The sequence below is a fragment of the Methylophilus sp. Leaf416 genome, assembly GCF_001424665.1.
In the GTDB taxonomy this organism is placed as follows: domain Bacteria; phylum Pseudomonadota; class Gammaproteobacteria; order Burkholderiales; family Methylophilaceae; genus Methylophilus.
Window position 1 is genome coordinate 460549 of record NZ_LMQS01000004.1, and the last position, 15985, is coordinate 476533.

General features: G+C 50.2%; 17 protein-coding genes. 8 read left to right on the plus strand and 9 right to left on the minus strand.

Going from position 1 to position 15985, the window contains the following annotated elements; genetic code table 11:
• Positions 1-220 precede the first annotated feature (220 nt).
• Entirely contained in the window at positions 221-616 is a 396-nt protein-coding gene (locus ASG34_RS11860; RefSeq protein ID WP_055830752.1) for a YidB family protein, read from the plus strand.
• 34 nt (positions 617-650) lie between these two features.
• On the opposite strand, the gene pyrE is transcribed toward ASG34_RS11860, so the two are convergent.
• Positions 651-1298, minus strand: a complete 648-nt coding sequence (gene pyrE, locus ASG34_RS11865; protein ID WP_055830754.1) for an orotate phosphoribosyltransferase — start codon at positions 1296-1298, stop codon at positions 651-653.
• Between the two features lie 29 nt (positions 1299-1327).
• On the opposite strand from pyrE, the gene ASG34_RS11870 reads away from it, so the two are divergent.
• The gene (locus tag ASG34_RS11870) at positions 1328-2101 is read left to right on the plus strand and encodes an exodeoxyribonuclease III (RefSeq protein WP_055830756.1); all 774 of its coding nucleotides are present in this window, start codon (positions 1328-1330) and stop codon (positions 2099-2101) included.
• Positions 2102-3110: 1009 nt separating this feature from the next.
• Here ASG34_RS11870 and hemB read toward each other — a convergent pair.
• The 8 genes from hemB to rpe all read right to left on the minus strand — a co-directional run bounded on the left by hemB (position 3111) and on the right by rpe (position 10198).
• Positions 3111-4115 (minus strand): porphobilinogen synthase, encoded by a 1005-nt coding sequence (hemB, locus tag ASG34_RS11875; RefSeq protein ID WP_200934450.1) that lies wholly within the window; start codon positions 4113-4115, stop codon positions 3111-3113.
• Between the two features lie 90 nt (positions 4116-4205).
• Complete coding sequence (trpC, locus tag ASG34_RS11880) at positions 4206-4994, minus strand: indole-3-glycerol phosphate synthase TrpC (RefSeq protein WP_055830758.1); 789 nt, start codon at positions 4992-4994, stop codon at positions 4206-4208.
• Positions 4987-5475, minus strand: coding sequence for a DUF3465 domain-containing protein (locus tag ASG34_RS11885; RefSeq protein WP_055830760.1), 489 nt, complete (start codon positions 5473-5475; stop codon positions 4987-4989). Before ASG34_RS11885 ends, trpC begins: the two co-directional genes overlap by 8 nt.
• On the minus strand, positions 5472-6497 hold the full coding sequence (trpD, locus tag ASG34_RS11890; protein ID WP_055830762.1) for an anthranilate phosphoribosyltransferase: 1026 nt from the start codon (positions 6495-6497) through the stop codon (positions 5472-5474). Before trpD ends, ASG34_RS11885 begins: the two co-directional genes overlap by 4 nt.
• On the minus strand, positions 6497-7063 hold the full coding sequence (locus ASG34_RS11895) for an aminodeoxychorismate/anthranilate synthase component II (RefSeq protein WP_055830764.1): 567 nt from the start codon (positions 7061-7063) through the stop codon (positions 6497-6499). Before ASG34_RS11895 ends, trpD begins: the two co-directional genes overlap by 1 nt.
• Before the next feature lie 2 nt (positions 7064-7065).
• Positions 7066-8571 (minus strand): anthranilate synthase component I, encoded by a 1506-nt coding sequence (gene trpE / locus ASG34_RS11900; protein WP_055830766.1) that lies wholly within the window; start codon positions 8569-8571, stop codon positions 7066-7068.
• Between the two features lie 209 nt (positions 8572-8780).
• Positions 8781-9470: a phosphoglycolate phosphatase gene (locus ASG34_RS11905; protein WP_055830767.1), complete on the minus strand. Its 690-nt coding sequence runs from the start codon at positions 9468-9470 to the stop codon at positions 8781-8783.
• 20 nt (positions 9471-9490) lie between these two features.
• A complete protein-coding gene (rpe, locus tag ASG34_RS11910; RefSeq protein WP_055830769.1) occupies positions 9491-10198 on the minus strand; it encodes a ribulose-phosphate 3-epimerase in 708 nt (235 codons plus the stop codon).
• A 337-nt stretch (positions 10199-10535) separates the two neighbouring features.
• On the opposite strand from rpe, the gene hemA reads away from it, so the two are divergent.
• The 6 genes from hemA to ASG34_RS11940 all read left to right on the plus strand — a co-directional run bounded on the left by hemA (position 10536) and on the right by ASG34_RS11940 (position 15982).
• Positions 10536-11795: a glutamyl-tRNA reductase gene (gene hemA / locus ASG34_RS11915; protein ID WP_055830771.1), complete on the plus strand. Its 1260-nt coding sequence runs from the start codon at positions 10536-10538 to the stop codon at positions 11793-11795.
• Positions 11796-11861: 66 nt separating this feature from the next.
• Positions 11862-12944, plus strand: coding sequence for a peptide chain release factor 1 (gene prfA / locus ASG34_RS11920; protein ID WP_055830773.1), 1083 nt, complete (start codon positions 11862-11864; stop codon positions 12942-12944).
• Positions 12945-12964: 20 nt separating this feature from the next.
• Complete coding sequence (locus ASG34_RS11925; protein WP_055830937.1) at positions 12965-13381, plus strand: GFA family protein; 417 nt, start codon at positions 12965-12967, stop codon at positions 13379-13381.
• Between the two features lie 8 nt (positions 13382-13389).
• Positions 13390-14238 carry a hypothetical protein gene (locus ASG34_RS11930; RefSeq protein WP_055830776.1) on the plus strand — a complete coding sequence of 283 codons (849 nt, stop codon included), beginning with the start codon at positions 13390-13392 and terminating at the stop codon, positions 14236-14238.
• 1 nt (position 14239) lies between these two features.
• Positions 14240-15088 carry a peptide chain release factor N(5)-glutamine methyltransferase gene (gene prmC / locus ASG34_RS11935; protein WP_055830778.1) on the plus strand — a complete coding sequence of 283 codons (849 nt, stop codon included), beginning with the start codon at positions 14240-14242 and terminating at the stop codon, positions 15086-15088.
• A 96-nt stretch (positions 15089-15184) separates the two neighbouring features.
• Positions 15185-15982, plus strand: a complete 798-nt coding sequence (locus ASG34_RS11940) for a TIGR01458 family HAD-type hydrolase (protein WP_055830780.1) — start codon at positions 15185-15187, stop codon at positions 15980-15982.
• Positions 15983-15985 lie beyond the last annotated feature (3 nt).

The window sequence follows — 15985 nt, forward strand, 5'->3', positions numbered from 1 at the left end:
CACGGTTAGTGTGAGCTGCCAGGTCGAGTTTCGCGACCGCTTGTTTTGACGAGCAACGCAGGGAACAAGCGGAAGCTAGGGTGCCCTTTACTTTGGTGCCTTTGCTTTGGGCAAGCAAAGGAAAGACACTCGCCTAGAGGCGAAAAAAAATGTTTCAATACAAAATAAAAAATAACCGCCAATAGGCAAAAATAAGAAAAGTAACTCACTAGGAACCACAATGGGATTATTCGACAACTTAGCCAATAACGTGATGACCAAAGTCATGGGCGATAAAGCCCCCATGGCAAAACTGGCCATGGAGCTATTCCAGCAATACGGCGGCCTCCCCGGCATTCTGCAAACCCTGAAGAACGGTGGGTTATCCGAGCAGGTAGACTCCTGGATAGGCAAAGGCCCGAATTCAGATGTGTCCGCCCAGCAGATAGGGGCAGCGCTAGGCACTAGTGTATTAACCAGTATCGCCACCAAACTGGAAATCAGTAAAGAAGAACTCACTAGCAAAATTGCGGAATATATTCCGAATGTCGTCGATCAACTGACTCCCAATGGCGTAGTAGAGAATAATCCGGCACTGATCATGTCCAGATTAATGGGGATGCTCAAACAAAAATAGCGGGCTACTGCCCGCTATTTTGTGTAGCTCGTTATCACACTATGCAATATTTCTCCCGGTAATTCTGAATCGCCGGGAAATATTGCGCCAGGCTGTCATTCCCTTGCAAGTATGCAAACAGATCGGTCAGTTTGGCAATGCTCACTACAGGCATCTTATTGGTTTGTTCAACTTCCTGCACTGCCGATAACTCGCCGAGGCCTTTTTCCTGTCTGTCTAAAGCAATGCTTACGCCACATGGGACGGCCCCCGCCTGCCGTATCATTTCCACAGATTCACGGATAGACGTCCCGGCCGAAATCACGTCATCAATAATCAGTACGCGGCCTTTGAGGGTAGCCCCCACCAGCGTACCGCCTTCGCCGTGATCCTTGGCTTCCTTACGGTTATAAGCATAAGAGTAATTATGGCCCATGCGGGCAAAGGCGATACTGATGGCAGCCACCAGAGGAATCCCCTTGTAAGCCGGGCCAAACAGCATGTCGAATTTCAATCCAGACTGTAGAATGCTGTGTGCGTAAAACTCACCCAGTTTAAGTAGGCTTTCACCGTCATCAAACAGGCCGGCGTTGAAAAAATACGGGCTTAAGCGCCCGGCTTTGGTTTTGAATTCGCCGAAGCGCAACACCTGTTTCTGGATGGAAAAAGCAATAAAATCGGCACTGAGTGTATTTGCAGTCATTTGAAGATAAAACAGAAAGAATGTGAACGATGCGTATTATAACCTTGAACCTGAATGGCATACGGTCAGCCTGTAACAAAGGCTTTTTGCCCTGGCTGGCGGCAAGTGGCGCGGATATTGTCTGTCTGCAGGAGCTGAAAGCACAGGCAGGCGATATGCAGCCAGACATGCTGCAACCGCCGGGATATCACGGCTATTTCCACTATGCCGAAAAAAAGGGTTACAGCGGCGTTGGCATTTACAGCAAACAACCAGCGGATAAGGTAATTATTGGCTTGGGTCATGCCCATATTGATGCTGAAGGCCGCTATCTCGAGTGCCAGTACGGCAACTTAAGCGTAGTGTCTCTGTACCTGCCGAGCGGCTCCAGCGGTGAAGAACGCCAGCAATTCAAATTCAAGATGCTGGAATTGTTTTTGCCGCATCTGGAACAGCTGATTGCATGTGGCCGCGAGATCGTCATTTGTGGAGACTGGAATATCGCGCATCAGGAAATTGACCTCAAAAATTACAAAGGCAATCGCAAAAACTCAGGCTTTTTGCCGGAAGAACGCGCATGGATGACCGAGGTGCTGGGGCGTGTTGGCTGGGTAGATGTATATCGTAGCCTCTACCCGCAAACCACAGAAGAATCTTATACCTGGTGGAGTAACCGCGGCCAGGCCTGGGCAAAAAATGTGGGGTGGCGGATTGATTATCAGCTTGCTACGCAAGAGTTAGCGAAGCGCGCTACGGCGGTGAGTGTGTATAAAACGGAGCGGTTTAGTGATCATGCGCCGCTGATTGTGGATTACCAGGATTAATTGGTTTTTACAGGCGGCTTTTGTGGAATCTGCTCTGTGCACTTTCACGGGTCGTCATTCTGGCGGAGGGTGAAGCAGTGTTTTGTACAGCATGCTGTACGCTTGCGGAATGGCAGGTTTACGCAAAGGCCAACGTCTTAGATTGTCATTCTGGCGGAGCCCAGAATCCAGGCGAGGTTGATGCTAAGCTTTGTGAAATCGAAGAGCGAGTTTTGCACTTTCTTGAGTTTGGTTTTTTTTAATAATAATTTCCTAGGAATATTCAGTATTTTCTTTCGCCCCTCGGCGAGTTACTTTTCTTTGCTTGCCCAAAGAAAACGTAACCAAAAGAAATGCACCCTAGCTTCCGCTTATTTCCTGCGTTGCTCATCAAAATAAGCGGTCACGAAACTCATCCTAGCGGCCTGCACACTACGCAGGCCACCGCGGGATTCGGACAGTCGCTCCCTTCTTCCTTATTTTGCCTGCGCTACTCGGCGCGTCAGATAGGGGCCCGTTTAAAACCACCACGATCAGATATCGGCTAGACACAAGGGTCTGCGGACGCTGAGGGAGTTATAAGCTTCGAAGACCAAATTCAAATTCTAGTAAATCTAGTTCTTTCGATTGTTTTTCTGCAGTCTTTGAGCGGGGTGCAATGAGATATATACAACAGAAGTGAAGGCGTGTGGTTTCTCTGGCCCCTATCTGACGCGCCGAGTAGCGCAGTTAGCGTGGAGGTGTCGGCCAGCGTCTGTTTGAGTTCCGCAACAAGCCGCGTTCTGGGTGGCTTGTCAGGGCGAGTTTCGTTGGCCGCCCGCATAGAGTCCGGTTACGGACGAAAGTCCTGGTTCGAGCAACGCAGGAAACAAGCGGAAGCTAGGGTGTCTTGTTCTTTGCCTTCTTTCTTATGGACAAGCATAAGAAAGAAGGTCGCCTAGAGGCGAAAAGAATCGTTTATAAGTTCATCAGAACGTAATAAGCTTCTAATACTGCTAATTAGGTCTTACTGAAAATTCTGACATAGGTACTACTCCTTCAACCACCTAGCGATATCCATCGCAAAATAAGTCAAAACCCCATCTGCCCCCGCACGTTTAAACCCGAGCATTGCCTCCAGCACACACGCCTTCTCATCCAGCCAGCCATTCTGCGCTGCAGCCTTCAGCATGGCATACTCACCACTCACATGATAAGCATAGGTCGGTACGCCAAACTCTTCTTTCACGCGACGCACTATATCCAGATACGGCATGCCCGGTTTCACCATGACCATATCCGCACCCTCTTCAAGGTCCAAAGCCACTTCTTTCAATGCTTCATCCGAGTTGGCCGGATCCATTTGGTAATTGTATTTATTGCTTTTGCCAAGGTTGCCGGCAGAGCCCACTGCGTCACGGAAAGGGCCATAAAAGGCAGAAGCATATTTAGCCGAATAAGCCAGGATACGTGTGTAGATATAACCTTCCTCTTCAAGCGCATCACGAATAGCACCGATACGGCCATCCATCATGTCTGAAGGGGCAACGATGTCGGCGCCGGCTTCTGCATGGCATAGCGCCTGTTTCACAAGCACTTCTACGGTTTCGTCATTCAACACATAGCCGGTATCGTCAATCAGGCCATCTTGCCCGTGCGTGGTGTAAGGATCCAAGGCTACATCAGTAATGATACCCAGATCAGGGAAGGATTGTTTGAGTGCGCGTACCGTACGTGGTACCAGGCCTTCAGGGTTATAAGCTTCTTTGGCATCCAAGCTTTTGTATTCTTGCGGGACTACCGGGAATAAAGCTAAAGCAGGAATACCAAGTTTTACACATTCTTCAGCAGTTTTCAGCAGGCCATCTATGCTTTGGCGATAAACGCCTGGCATGGATTTCACCTCTTCGATTTTAGCTTCGCCTTCGAGGACGAAAACCGGGTAAATCAGGTCATTCACGGTGAGGACGTTTTCACGCATTAAACGGCGTGAAAAATCATCTTTACGCATGCGACGAGGGCGGATAGCTAGAAATTGGTTCAAAATAATCTCCATATTTGCCTAACCGCGCAACGGCGTTAGGCGGAGGATTAAGGATAGTACAAGTTGTTCTGAATAATCCGATAACAACTTGATTAAAACTGGTTAGGCAAATACCTTCGCAAGTTCGGCACCAGGATTTTCCTGACGCATAAATGCTTCACCGACCAGGAAGGTATTTACAGCATTGTCGCGCATCAATTTGACATCGTCAGCGGTGAAAATTCCGCTCTCGGTCACCACGATCTTGTCGCTGGCGATTTTATCCAACAGACCCAGTGTGGTATCCAGCGTGACTTCAAATGTACGCAGGTTACGGTTATTGATACCCAGTAATGGCGTGGTCAACTGTACCGCTTGTGCCAGCTCTTCGCCATTGTGCACTTCTACCAGCACTGCCATGCCCAGGCTATGCGCGACGCTTTCCAGTTGTTGCATTTGTGGCAGTGTAAGTGCGGCGGCAATCAGCAAAATACAATCAGCACCCATGGCACGGGCTTCATAGACTTGGTAGACATCTACCATAAAGTCTTTGCGTAGCACTGGTAGAGTACAAGCTGCGCGGGCCTGTTTCAGGTAATCGGCAGAGCCCTGGAAATATTGCTCGTCAGTCAGGACCGATAAACAGGCAGCGCCACCTTGCTCATAGCTGGCGGCAATTTCTGCTGGCTTAAAATCTTCGCGAATCACACCTTTGGAGGGACTGGCTTTTTTAATCTCGGCAATCACGGCAGCTTTGCCTTCAGCAATCTTATTGCGAATCGCACCGACAAAGTCACGCGCGGGTGCTTGTTGTGCAGCCAGTGCCTGGAGTTCTGCCAAAGATATTTTCCCTTGCGCGGCAGCAATCTCTTCAGCTTTGGTTGCCAGGATTTTATTTAAGATATCACTCATAAGTTTGTCCGTTAACTCTAATCCAACCACCTTGACGACCTTGCGGATCATGATGCGTCCAATGCATGATGCCGCCCTTGGGGTTGTAAATATATTCACCTCTAAACACGACTGGATCACCGACGTTTAACTGCTCGACGCGAGGAGCTAGATCGATATTGTGTGCAAATAACAATGTCTGTTCAGGCGTAATGCTCACAAGAAAGCGCTGATGCCTTGCACCCTTGGTGTCATCCGGTAATAGCTTTTTCACAACGCCGCTACCTTCCAGCCAGACATGGCTTTGCTTGTGCGCAAATGCCTGTTTAATGGCTGCATTGTCTTCAGTGATCAGACCAGAAGACAGTGATTGCAGGTTAATCGTCTGCGCCTGCGATTTCACCTCAACGGTTGATTGCGGCTGATTGCTTACGGTCTGTTGCGACGCTTGCTGGCAAGCTGCCAGTAAACATAACACCGCAATCAGCAAATAATGCTTCATGCGGCTTGGCTCAACGCCTTTAATTGCTGCAATTTATTCAACGCATTGCCCGAATCAATTGACGCTGCCGCTTGTGCAATCCCTGACGATAAATCTTTAGCAAGCCCAGAAACATAAATGGCGGCGCCAGCATTCAGCAACACAATATCTCTTGCCGGACCTTTTTCGCCAGATAACAGGCCAAGGATAATTTCGCTGGAATGCTGCGCGCTTTCAACGCGTATGCTGTTGATATCATGCAATGGCATGCCAAACTGCGCTGGATTCACTGTGTATTCCGTGATGCTCCCATTTTTGAGTTCGGACACGTAGGTGTCTGCAGAAAAAGAGATTTCATCCATTTCATCGGCGCTATGCACGACCATCACATGTTCGCTGCCTAGTTGCTTTAAAGTTTGCGCTAATAATGGCACCAGATCACGGTGGAACACGCCCATGACCTGGCGTTTGGCACCGGCCGGATTGGTCATTGGCCCCAGCAGGTTAAACATGGTACGCACACCCAGCTCCCGACGTACCGGCGCCGCATATTTCATGGCAGAGTGGTGGTTGGGCGCAAACATAAAGCCGATACCTGCCTCATTGACACAGCGCACCACCTGTTCAGGTGTCAGAGCGATATTCACTCCCAGCGCTTCCAGCACATCGGCGGAGCCACTTTTTGAAGAAGCCGCCCGGCCGCCATGCTTGGCGATTTTTGCGCCTGCACCTGCGGCCACAAAGGCTGATGCAGTCGAGACGTTAAATACCTTGTTCGGCGCGCCGCCAGTACCACAGGTATCAATCAAGTGACGGGTATCGCTGATATCCACTTTGCTGGAAAGCTCGCGCATCATTTGTGCCGCTGCGGCGATTTCGGTCACGGTTTCGCCTTTGACACGTAGGGCAGACAAGAAACCGGCAATCTGGATCTGGGTAAACTCCCCGCTCATGATCTGGCGCATGATTTCCAGCATTTCTTCATGCGTGAAATCGGTGTGGTCTATCAGCCGCTGTATTGCGATTTTAGGCGTGATGGCCATTAATAGCCTTTCAGGAAGTTATCCAGCAATGCATGCCCGTGTTCGGTCAGAATCGACTCCGGGTGGAACTGCACGCCTTCTATCGCCAGGGTTTTATGCCGGACGCCCATGATCTCGCCATCGTCAGTCCAGGCGGTGATTTCCAGGCAATCCGGAATGGTTTCGCGCTCAATCACCAGCGAATGGTAGCGGGTGGCCGTATACGGGTTAGGCAGGTTTCTGAACACACCGGCATTGGTATGGCGGATCAATGAAGTTTTACCATGCATCAGCGTTTTGGCTTTGATGATGTTGCCGCCAAAGGCCTGGCCTATGCTCTGGTGACCCAAGCACACGCCCAGCAAAGGAATCTTGCCGGCAAACTCGTGAATGAGTGGCACCGAAATCCCGGCCTCATTTGGCGTACACGGGCCTGGAGAAATCACGATTTTTTCCGGTTGCATCGCTTTGATCTGCTCCAGCGTGATCTCATCGTTTCTGTGCACATGCACGTCTTGTCCCAACTCGCCCAGGTATTGCACCAGGTTGTAGGTAAAAGAGTCATAGTTATCGATCATTAACAACATATTCAGGCTCCTTTTCCTGTTAATTGGGCTGCGCTATCCAGACCGGCTTGTACTAACTCGGCGGCACGGATAACGGCTTTGGCCTTATTCTGGGTTTCATCCCATTCATTTTGCGGAATCGAATCTGCCACAATGCCTGCCCCAGCCTGTACATAGAGTTTTTTGTCTTTAATGACGGCGGTACGGATGGCAATCGCCACATCCATATCGCCGTTAAATCCCAGGTAACCAACCGCACCAGCGTAAATACCTCGCTTGGATGGCTCCAGTTCTTCAATGATTTCCATGGCGCGTACTTTCGGTGCACCGGAAACTGTGCCTGCGGTGAAAGTCGCTTTCAGCACATCAATCGCATCCAGTCCCGGTTTAAGCTGGCCTTCGACATTGCTGACGATGTGCATGACATGTGAATAACGCTCAATCGTCATATTGTCGGTGACCTTTACTGTCCCCGTTAGCGCGACACGGCCAACATCATTACGGCCCAAATCCATTAATTGCACATGCTCGGCACGCTCTTTAGGGTCAGCCAGCAGCTCGGCTTCCAGTGCCAGGTCATGGTCGCGGTTTTTGCCGCGTGGGCGTGTACCGGCAATCGGGCGAGAGGTGACAGTGGTGTTATCCAGCCTCACCAGGATTTCCGGCGAAGCGCCGACTACGTGATGGTCACCCATATCGTAGTAGAACATATATGGGGATGGATTCAGGCTGCGCAATGCGCGGTAAAGGCTGAGCGGAGAAGCGTCAAAATCCTGTGACATGCGCTGGCTAAGTACCACCTGCATGATGTCGCCTTCCAGGATATATTGCTGGGCGGTTTTCACTGCCGTCTTGAAGTTGTCTTCACCAAATTCTGATAATGCCTGGGTTTTACTGGTAGGCAGCGCCGCCGGGATTTCGACCTGGGCACGCAGTTTTGCCAGTAATGCCTGCATACGATCACGTGCAGCTTCGTAGGCATTCGGCTGCGCCGGGTCGGCATAGACAATAAAATACAGTTTGCTGGACAGGTTATCGATAACGGCGATTTGTTCAGACACCATTAGCAGGATATCCGGCGTGCCTATCGCATCCGGCTTTTTCTGCTTGCCCAGGCGTTTCTCAATATATTGAATCGTCTCGTAACCAAAATAACCGGCCAGGCCACCGGTAAAACGGGGCAAACCTTCATACGGCGGTGTTTTAAACCTTGCCTGGTAGGCTTTGATAAAGTCCAGCGGGTTTTGGTCGTTATGCGACTCGATGACTGTGTCGTCGTGGATCACCTGCAATTGCCTGTCACGCACCTCAATGCGTGTGGTGGCAGGCAGGCCGATAATTGAATAGCGGCCAAAGCGTTCGCCGCCTTGTACGCTTTCAAGCAAATAAGAGTAGGGTTGGTTAGCCAGCTTGAGATACAGCGACAGCGGCGTATCGAGGTCGGCAAAGGTTTCCATCACCAGCGGGATACGGTTGTACCCTTGCGCCGCCAGCGCGTCAAATTCGGTCTTGCTCAGAGTGCTTAACATGATGCTTTTTCCAGATTGTTCGTTGAGTGTGTTGCTTCATCAGAGGCAACAGATTAGTGCAAATAACGCGAACTATTTTTTTTTAAGGCAGGGCGCCTGCGGGCTGTCCCTAGTCTAGCTAAGTTAGCCCCGCCACGAACGACGCCAGCTTAACACTGGCCAACTGGAAGAATGATGAGCACAAAACATCATGATATTTAAATAGTTTTTTATCCCCGCTTTAAGAGAGCGGGTAACTCCAGCAAGTCCACCACCTCGGTGAGCTGCTGCACCGTGGCATCCACGGTTGCCTCGTCAATCGGGCGACCCTGATTATACCCATAAGGCACGGTGACTACAAAGCATCCTGCTGCCTGCGCTGCCTGGATATCGGTTTCCGAGTCCCCTACCAGCACGGCCTCAGCGGGCAACACGCCTAGTTTTTGGCAAATATGCAACAGCGGCAGCGGGTCGGGTTTCTTTTTGGGTAAAGTATCGCCTGAAACGACGATTTTAAAAAAATCGGCCAGGTCGGCTTTTTCCAGCAAAGGCATAGTAAATTTTTCGGGTTTATTGGTTACGCAGGCGAGCAGGTAACCATGCGCCTTCAATTGCTGTAGAGCTGCAACCACGGTGGGAAATGGCTGGCTGTCAGTTGCATTTTTCTCGTAAAAATCATGGTATAGCGGCTGAGCTTGGGTAAACAGTTCAGCGTCGGGTTCTTCATGCGGATTCCCGGTCAGGCAACGCTTGATCAGGTTTTGCACGCCTTCACCAATATAGGTGCTGATCTGTGCCTGTGGCAGCATAGGCTTGCCTAGTGCCACCAGCATACGATTGGCGGCTTCGGCAATTTGCGGTGCGGTATCAAGCAGGGTACCGTCCAGATCGAACATCACCAGCTTGACTTGAAACCGCATCACAACAGACTTTTATAAAATTAAACAGTCGCTAAAGAAGCGCGCATCGCCGCTACAACAGTGTCGTATCGGTTAGGGTCGGTGTCTTTAGGTGAACCGAAAATCGCGCTACCGGCTACAAATGTATCAGCACCGGCTTTGGCGATGTCAGCGATGTTGTTGGCGTTTACGCCACCATCCACTTCCAGCCAGATCTGGCGGCCGGTTTTCTCGTAGTAGGCATCAATACGTGCACGTGCTTCTTTTAATTTGTTCAGTGTTTCCGGAATGAATTTCTGGCCGCCAAAACCCGGGTTAACCGACATCAGCAAAATCATGTCGACTTTGTCCATCACGTAATCAAGGTAGTGCAATGGTGTTGCCGGATTGAATACCAGGCCCGATTTACAGCCGCTATCACGCACCAGCGCCAGACTGCGGTCAATGTGGTCAGACGCTTCCGGGTGGAAAGTGATGATATCGGCACCGGCTTTGGCGAAGTCAGGAATAATGCGGTCAACCGGTTTTACCATCAGGTGCACGTCGATCAATGCGCCGACGTTATGTGACAAATCGCGAATGGCATCGCATACGAGCGGTCCAATCGTCAGGTTAGGCACATAGTGATTGTCCATCACGTCAAAGTGGACGATGTCGGTACCGGATTTGATCACGTTTTCAATTTCTTCACCTAATTTGGCGAAGTTGGCAGAAAGAATACTGGGGGCAATGCGAAAAGTTTTGTCCATGCTGGTGTTCCGTATCTGAAGTTCAATGAAATAAATCTGAGAAAACACGTAATCAGCGGCTACGCGGGCAAATTGCTGCGTTCCGTGCGCCTTGCACTTTATCCCGCCACTTGCTTATTTCGAGTTTTCTGAAAATTTTTATTGTAAAACCAATATTTTACCGTCATTCGGAGTCAAATACCATTCCACGCCAAATTGACAGGATTCTTGCTTGCTAACCGCTAATGTAAGAAAATGTCGGCACCTTTGCTACGGGCACCAATCGAATCAACCATGAACGACCTGCATGCGTTAGTTTATTTATCTCTTTGCCTGCTCTCAAAGGTAAAATAGCGCTATGCAACTGTTTACCATTGGTGTGAACCACACCACCGCACCAATCGCTATCCGCGAAAACGTTGCGTTCAACAACGAAAACCTGCCGCATGCGCTGGAAGATCTGACGCGCCACAACGTGTCCGAAGTTGCCATTCTTTCCACCTGCAACCGTACTGAAATCTATGTGCAGTCTATCCGGCCAGAAACCGTCATCGACTGGCTTGCCAACTACCACAAGCTGGAAGCTCAGCAGTTGATGCCTTATACCTACACACTGAGCAGCCACGAAGCGGTCAAACATGCATTCCGCGTTGCCAGTGGCCTGGATAGCATGGTGCTGGGTGAGGCGCAAATTCTTGGGCAGTTCAAGCAATCGGTAAAAATTGCACAGGATGTTGGTACATTGGGCACCATGCTGCACAAATTGTTCCAGCGTACGTTTGAAGTCGCCAAAGAAGTACGCACCAATACCGATATTGGCGGCAGCTCGATTTCGATGGCCGCCGCCGCGGTGAAACTGGCACAACGTATTTTTGGTGACCTAAGCGCACAGAGCGTGCTGTTTATCGGTGCCGGTGAAATGATAGAGCTGTGTGCCGACCATTTTGCCGCACAAAAACCGAAAAAAATCACTGTCGCTAACCGCACCCTGGAGCGTGGCGAACAACTTGCAGACAAAATCCGCAGCCAGGGTTTGAATATGCAGGCTATTTTGCTGAATGACCTGCCAGAACGCTTTCACGAGTTTGATATTGTGATTACCAGTACAGCCAGCCAGTTACCACTGGTAGGCTTGGGCATGGTGGAGCGCGCGATCAAGATGCGTAAACACCGTCCGATGTTTATGGTCGATTTGGCAGTACCACGCGATATTGAGCCTGAAGTCTCAGCATTAGACGATGTGTTTTTATACACGGTAGATGACCTGGCGCAAGTCGTCTCGGAAGGCATAGGTAATCGCCAGGAAGCGGCGGTGAATGCCGAGTTGATCGTCAACGCACGTGTAGAGCACTTTATGCATTGGCTCAAGCAGCGCGAAGCAGTGCCCACAATTAAAGCCCTGCGTGACCAGGCGGATACAGTGCGGAAAGCCGAACTTGAAAAAGCACTCAAGCTGCTGCAAAAAGGCGAATCGCCGGAAAAAGCGCTCGAACAACTCAGCAATGCACTGACCAATAAGTTTTTACATGGCCCCAGTCATGTGCTCAACAATAGCCAAGGCGATGCTCATGCGCATATCGAGCATCTGGTGAAACAACTTTTCCAGTTAAAAGATTAATTTAATTGAGTATGACCAAAGCTGGCGGAAGACATTGCAGCCAGTATTGAATTTTAGGCAAACAAGATGAAACCAAGTATGTTGCAAAAGCTCGCTAACTTAAGCGAGCGCCTCGAAGAAATTAACCGCCTGCTGAGCAGCGAAGGCGTGACTGACAACATGGATAATTACCGCAAGATCATGCAGGAGCATACGGAAATCACGCCTATTGTTGAGCAATATCATATTTATGTACAAACCGAATCCGACCTGAAAGAAGCGCATGCCATGCTTTCAGACCCGGAGATGAAAGAGTTTGCACAGGAAGAGATAGAGAGTAGCAAGCAGCGTCTGGAAGAGGTGGAATTGGCATTGCAAAAACTGTTACTGCCCAAAGACCCCAACGACGATAAAAGTATTTTCCTCGAAGTGCGTGCCGGCACCGGTGGTGATGAATCCGGCCTGTTTGCCGGCGATCTGTTCCGCATGTACTCGCGCTATGCTGACCGCCAGGGTTGGAAGGTGGAAATTGTCTCTGCCAACGAAGGTGAAGTGGGTGGTTACAAGGAGATTATTGCCAAGATCAATGGTTATGGTGCCTACTCAAAACTCAAATTCGAATCCGGTGGTCACCGCGTACAACGCGTGCCGGATACTGAAACCCAGGGCCGTATCCACACCTCGGCCTGTACGGTAGCCATTCTGCCTGAAGTGGAAGAAGTCGGTGATGTGGAAATTAATCCCGCCGATATCCGTATCGATACCTTCCGTGCCAGTGGTGCCGGTGGCCAGCACATCAACAAGACCGATTCTGCTGTGCGCATTACTCATGCACCTACCGGCATTGTCGTGGAATGTCAGGATGGCCGCAGCCAGCACGCCAACAAGGCACAAGCGATGCAGGTATTGGCGGCACGTATCAAAGCCAAACAAGTGGATGAACAGCAAAACAAGATCGCCTCGGAACGCCGCAACCTGATTGGTTCCGGTGACCGCTCGGAACGTATCCGTACTTACAATTACCCGCAAGGCCGGATTACCGACCACCGTATCAACCTGACTTTGTACAAGATTGAAGCGATTACCGAAGGTGATATGGACGAGTTGATAGGCGCCCTTTCCAATGAGTACCAGGCTGATCTGCTGGCGAGCCTGGGTGAAGAAAACTAAGCTTGGCATTTGACCACGCTATGACACAAACAGACGACAAGCATCAAGGTGGTTGCCTCTGCGAAGCAGTGCGCTATGAGATTGCAGGTACCATCGAAAAAGTGGTTTATTGCCATTGCCAGCGTTGCCGCAAAGCGAGCGGTTCAGCCTTCGCAGCAGTTGCGCCGGTTTTGCAATCTCATTTTGTCATCACGCGTGGCCAGCAGCATTTAAAAAACTATCGCACTGAAGCTGGTGTAAATCGGACGTTTTGTGGTTTGTGCGGCTCTCCGATCATCGCTTACCGGGACAGTGATCCCGCTGTCTTGAGGGTGCGAATAGGGTCGCTGGATACGCCGCTGGAAGAAAAAGTTTCTGCGCACATATTCGTTGCGTCCAAAGCTGAATGGCATGACATTCATGATGATGCGCCGCAATATGATGAACGCCCTTACTAGCAATACTTATGCATCAATTCCGTCTCCCCACCGCACCGCGCAGTATCCAAAAAGACCAGCCGATCAAATTTATTCTGGATAGTGAAGCAATCGATTGCCTGGCACATAATATTGCGCTGGTGCATGCAGGATTTGATGAGCAGGCATTCAAGCAGTTAGCGCTTACCAACATTGCGCCGCTTGGTTTTATGGACCGTTCAGCACATATTGCGGCCGCGCTGAAAGCTACTCTCCCTGCCAAATTTGCCGATGCGACTGAAGTATTAATTAAAACGTTGACCCCAGCTAACGTGCATACCGAGCGCCTTGGGCTGAGCGTGTTTTTTTATCTGCCACATACCCGTTTTGTGGCGGAATATGGCCGTGATGTTTCGCACAACGCAGGTGAAGATCCGTTTGATACAGCCATGCATGCACAGTATGAATTAACCCGACGCTTTACCGCTGAATTCTCCATCCGCCCATTCCTGATTCATGACTTTGACCGCACGCTCAACCAGATTACGCAATGGCTGGATGACCCGGATCCGCATGTGCGGCGCTTATGCTCGGAAGGTACCCGTTCCCGTTTGCCATGGGGGGCGCGCATTCCGCAACTGATTAAAGATCCGACGCCAACCTTGCCCATTCTGGATGCATTGAAAAGTGATCCTAGTCTTTATGTGAGACGCAGTGTGGCCAATCATTTGGGGGATATTGCCAAAGACCACCCCGAGATTGCCTTTGAACTATGTGACCGCTGGTTGAGTAACGCCGATAAAGAATTGAAGTGGGTCATCCGCCACGCAGTACGCCACCCGGCCAAACAAGGAAATGCCACGGCCATTGCCCTGCGTAAAGCCGCCGGAGGCAGATAGGATGACACAACCTGTGCAACAACTATTGCAGTACGCGCGGCAACGATTGACAGAATCTGTTGCCGCGGCTGAGGCCAGTGTGGAGGCGCAAATACTGCTGATGCATGTGCTGGACGTTAACAGGGCCTGGTTGCTGGCACATGCGACTGATGCGGTGACTGAACAACAGGCTACAGATTTTAACCAGCTGGTACAACGCCGTATGCAAGGCGAACCGGTGGCCTATATTCTTGGGTATCGCGAATTCTATGGCCTTAAGCTCAAGGTCACGCCAGCGACGCTGATTCCCCGCCCGGATACTGAAACCCTGGTAGAAGCAGCATTACAGAAAATTTCCAAACCCATGCAGATATTGGATCTGGGCACCGGTACTGGCGCCATTTCACTGGCAATTGCAAATCAAGCCCCACATTCAAAGGTAATAGCGGTGGATGCTTCAGAATCTGCATTAGCAGTAGCCGAAGCTAACATGCGTGACCTGCAACTAAGCAATCTAACCTTGTTGCATAGTGACTGGTTTTCACAGCTTGGCCAGCAGTCTTTTGACCTGATTGTTAGCAATCCACCGTATATCGAATCTGCTGACCAGCATTTATCGCAAGGTGATTTACGCTTTGAACCGCTGTCTGCGCTGGCCGCAGGCGAAGATGGCCTGGCGGATATACGGCAGATCATCGCAAAAGCACCATCACATTTGAATAATAGTGGCTGGCTGATGCTGGAACATGGCTATAACCAGGCGGATGCTGTGCAGCAGCTCTATCAGGCAGCTGGATTTTTGAATATTCAAACCTTACACGATCTGGGCGGCAATCCCAGAGTCACGCTGGCGCAATGGCTGGCAACTTGACTACGGCTAGTAAACAATTCCCCTTAAAAGTAATTCCCCGCTGTGCACGATTCTTGCTGCAACCGGTCTATATCACTGCAGCAAGAAAGGCCGCTTATGTTTAATTTCAGTGCAATAAAAGCTGTCCTGTTTGATCTCGATGGTGTTTTATATATTGGTGACCAATTGATTCCGGGCGCTTTGGCTGCGGTTGCTCAGTTGCGCAAAGCCGGCATCGCCGTGCGCTTTGTAACCAATACCAGCACGCTGTCGCTAGACTCTTTACAACAAAAGCTAAACCGGCTGGGCTTCAATACGGTGCCTGAAGAAATCATGAGTGCACCACAAGCGACCATCCAGCATTTGAAAAAACAGCCTAACCCGGTGTGCAAGTTGCTCCTGGCTGAAGACATTAAAAAAGATTTTGCCTGTTTTGACCAATCTGAAACTGCAGCCAATTATGTGGTGGTAGGCGATATCGGCGATCAATGGTCTTATGCATTGCTGAATGAGGTATTCCATTGCCTGGTGAATGGTGCGCAACTCATTGCTATTCATAAAAACCGTTTTTGGCAGACCGAAAGCGGGTTGCAGATGGATATCGGGGCATTTGTGACCGGCCTGGAATATGCCAGTAATACCAAAGCCATGCTGATGGGTAAGCCTTCCCGCCATTTTTTCAATATTGTTGTGGACTCGCTGCGCATGAAACCTTCTGAAGTGATGATGGTGGGCGATGATATTGATGCCGATGTTGGCGGCGCTCAGGATGCCGGTTTGCACGGTGTGCTGGTGAAAACTGGCAAATACCGTGAAACCTATACACGGCTTTCTGCCGTAAACCCGGATGCGATGATTAACTCGGTGGCCGAGCTGCCTGCTTTACTAGGTTGCCTTTCTGCGGCACCGCAATAAAAG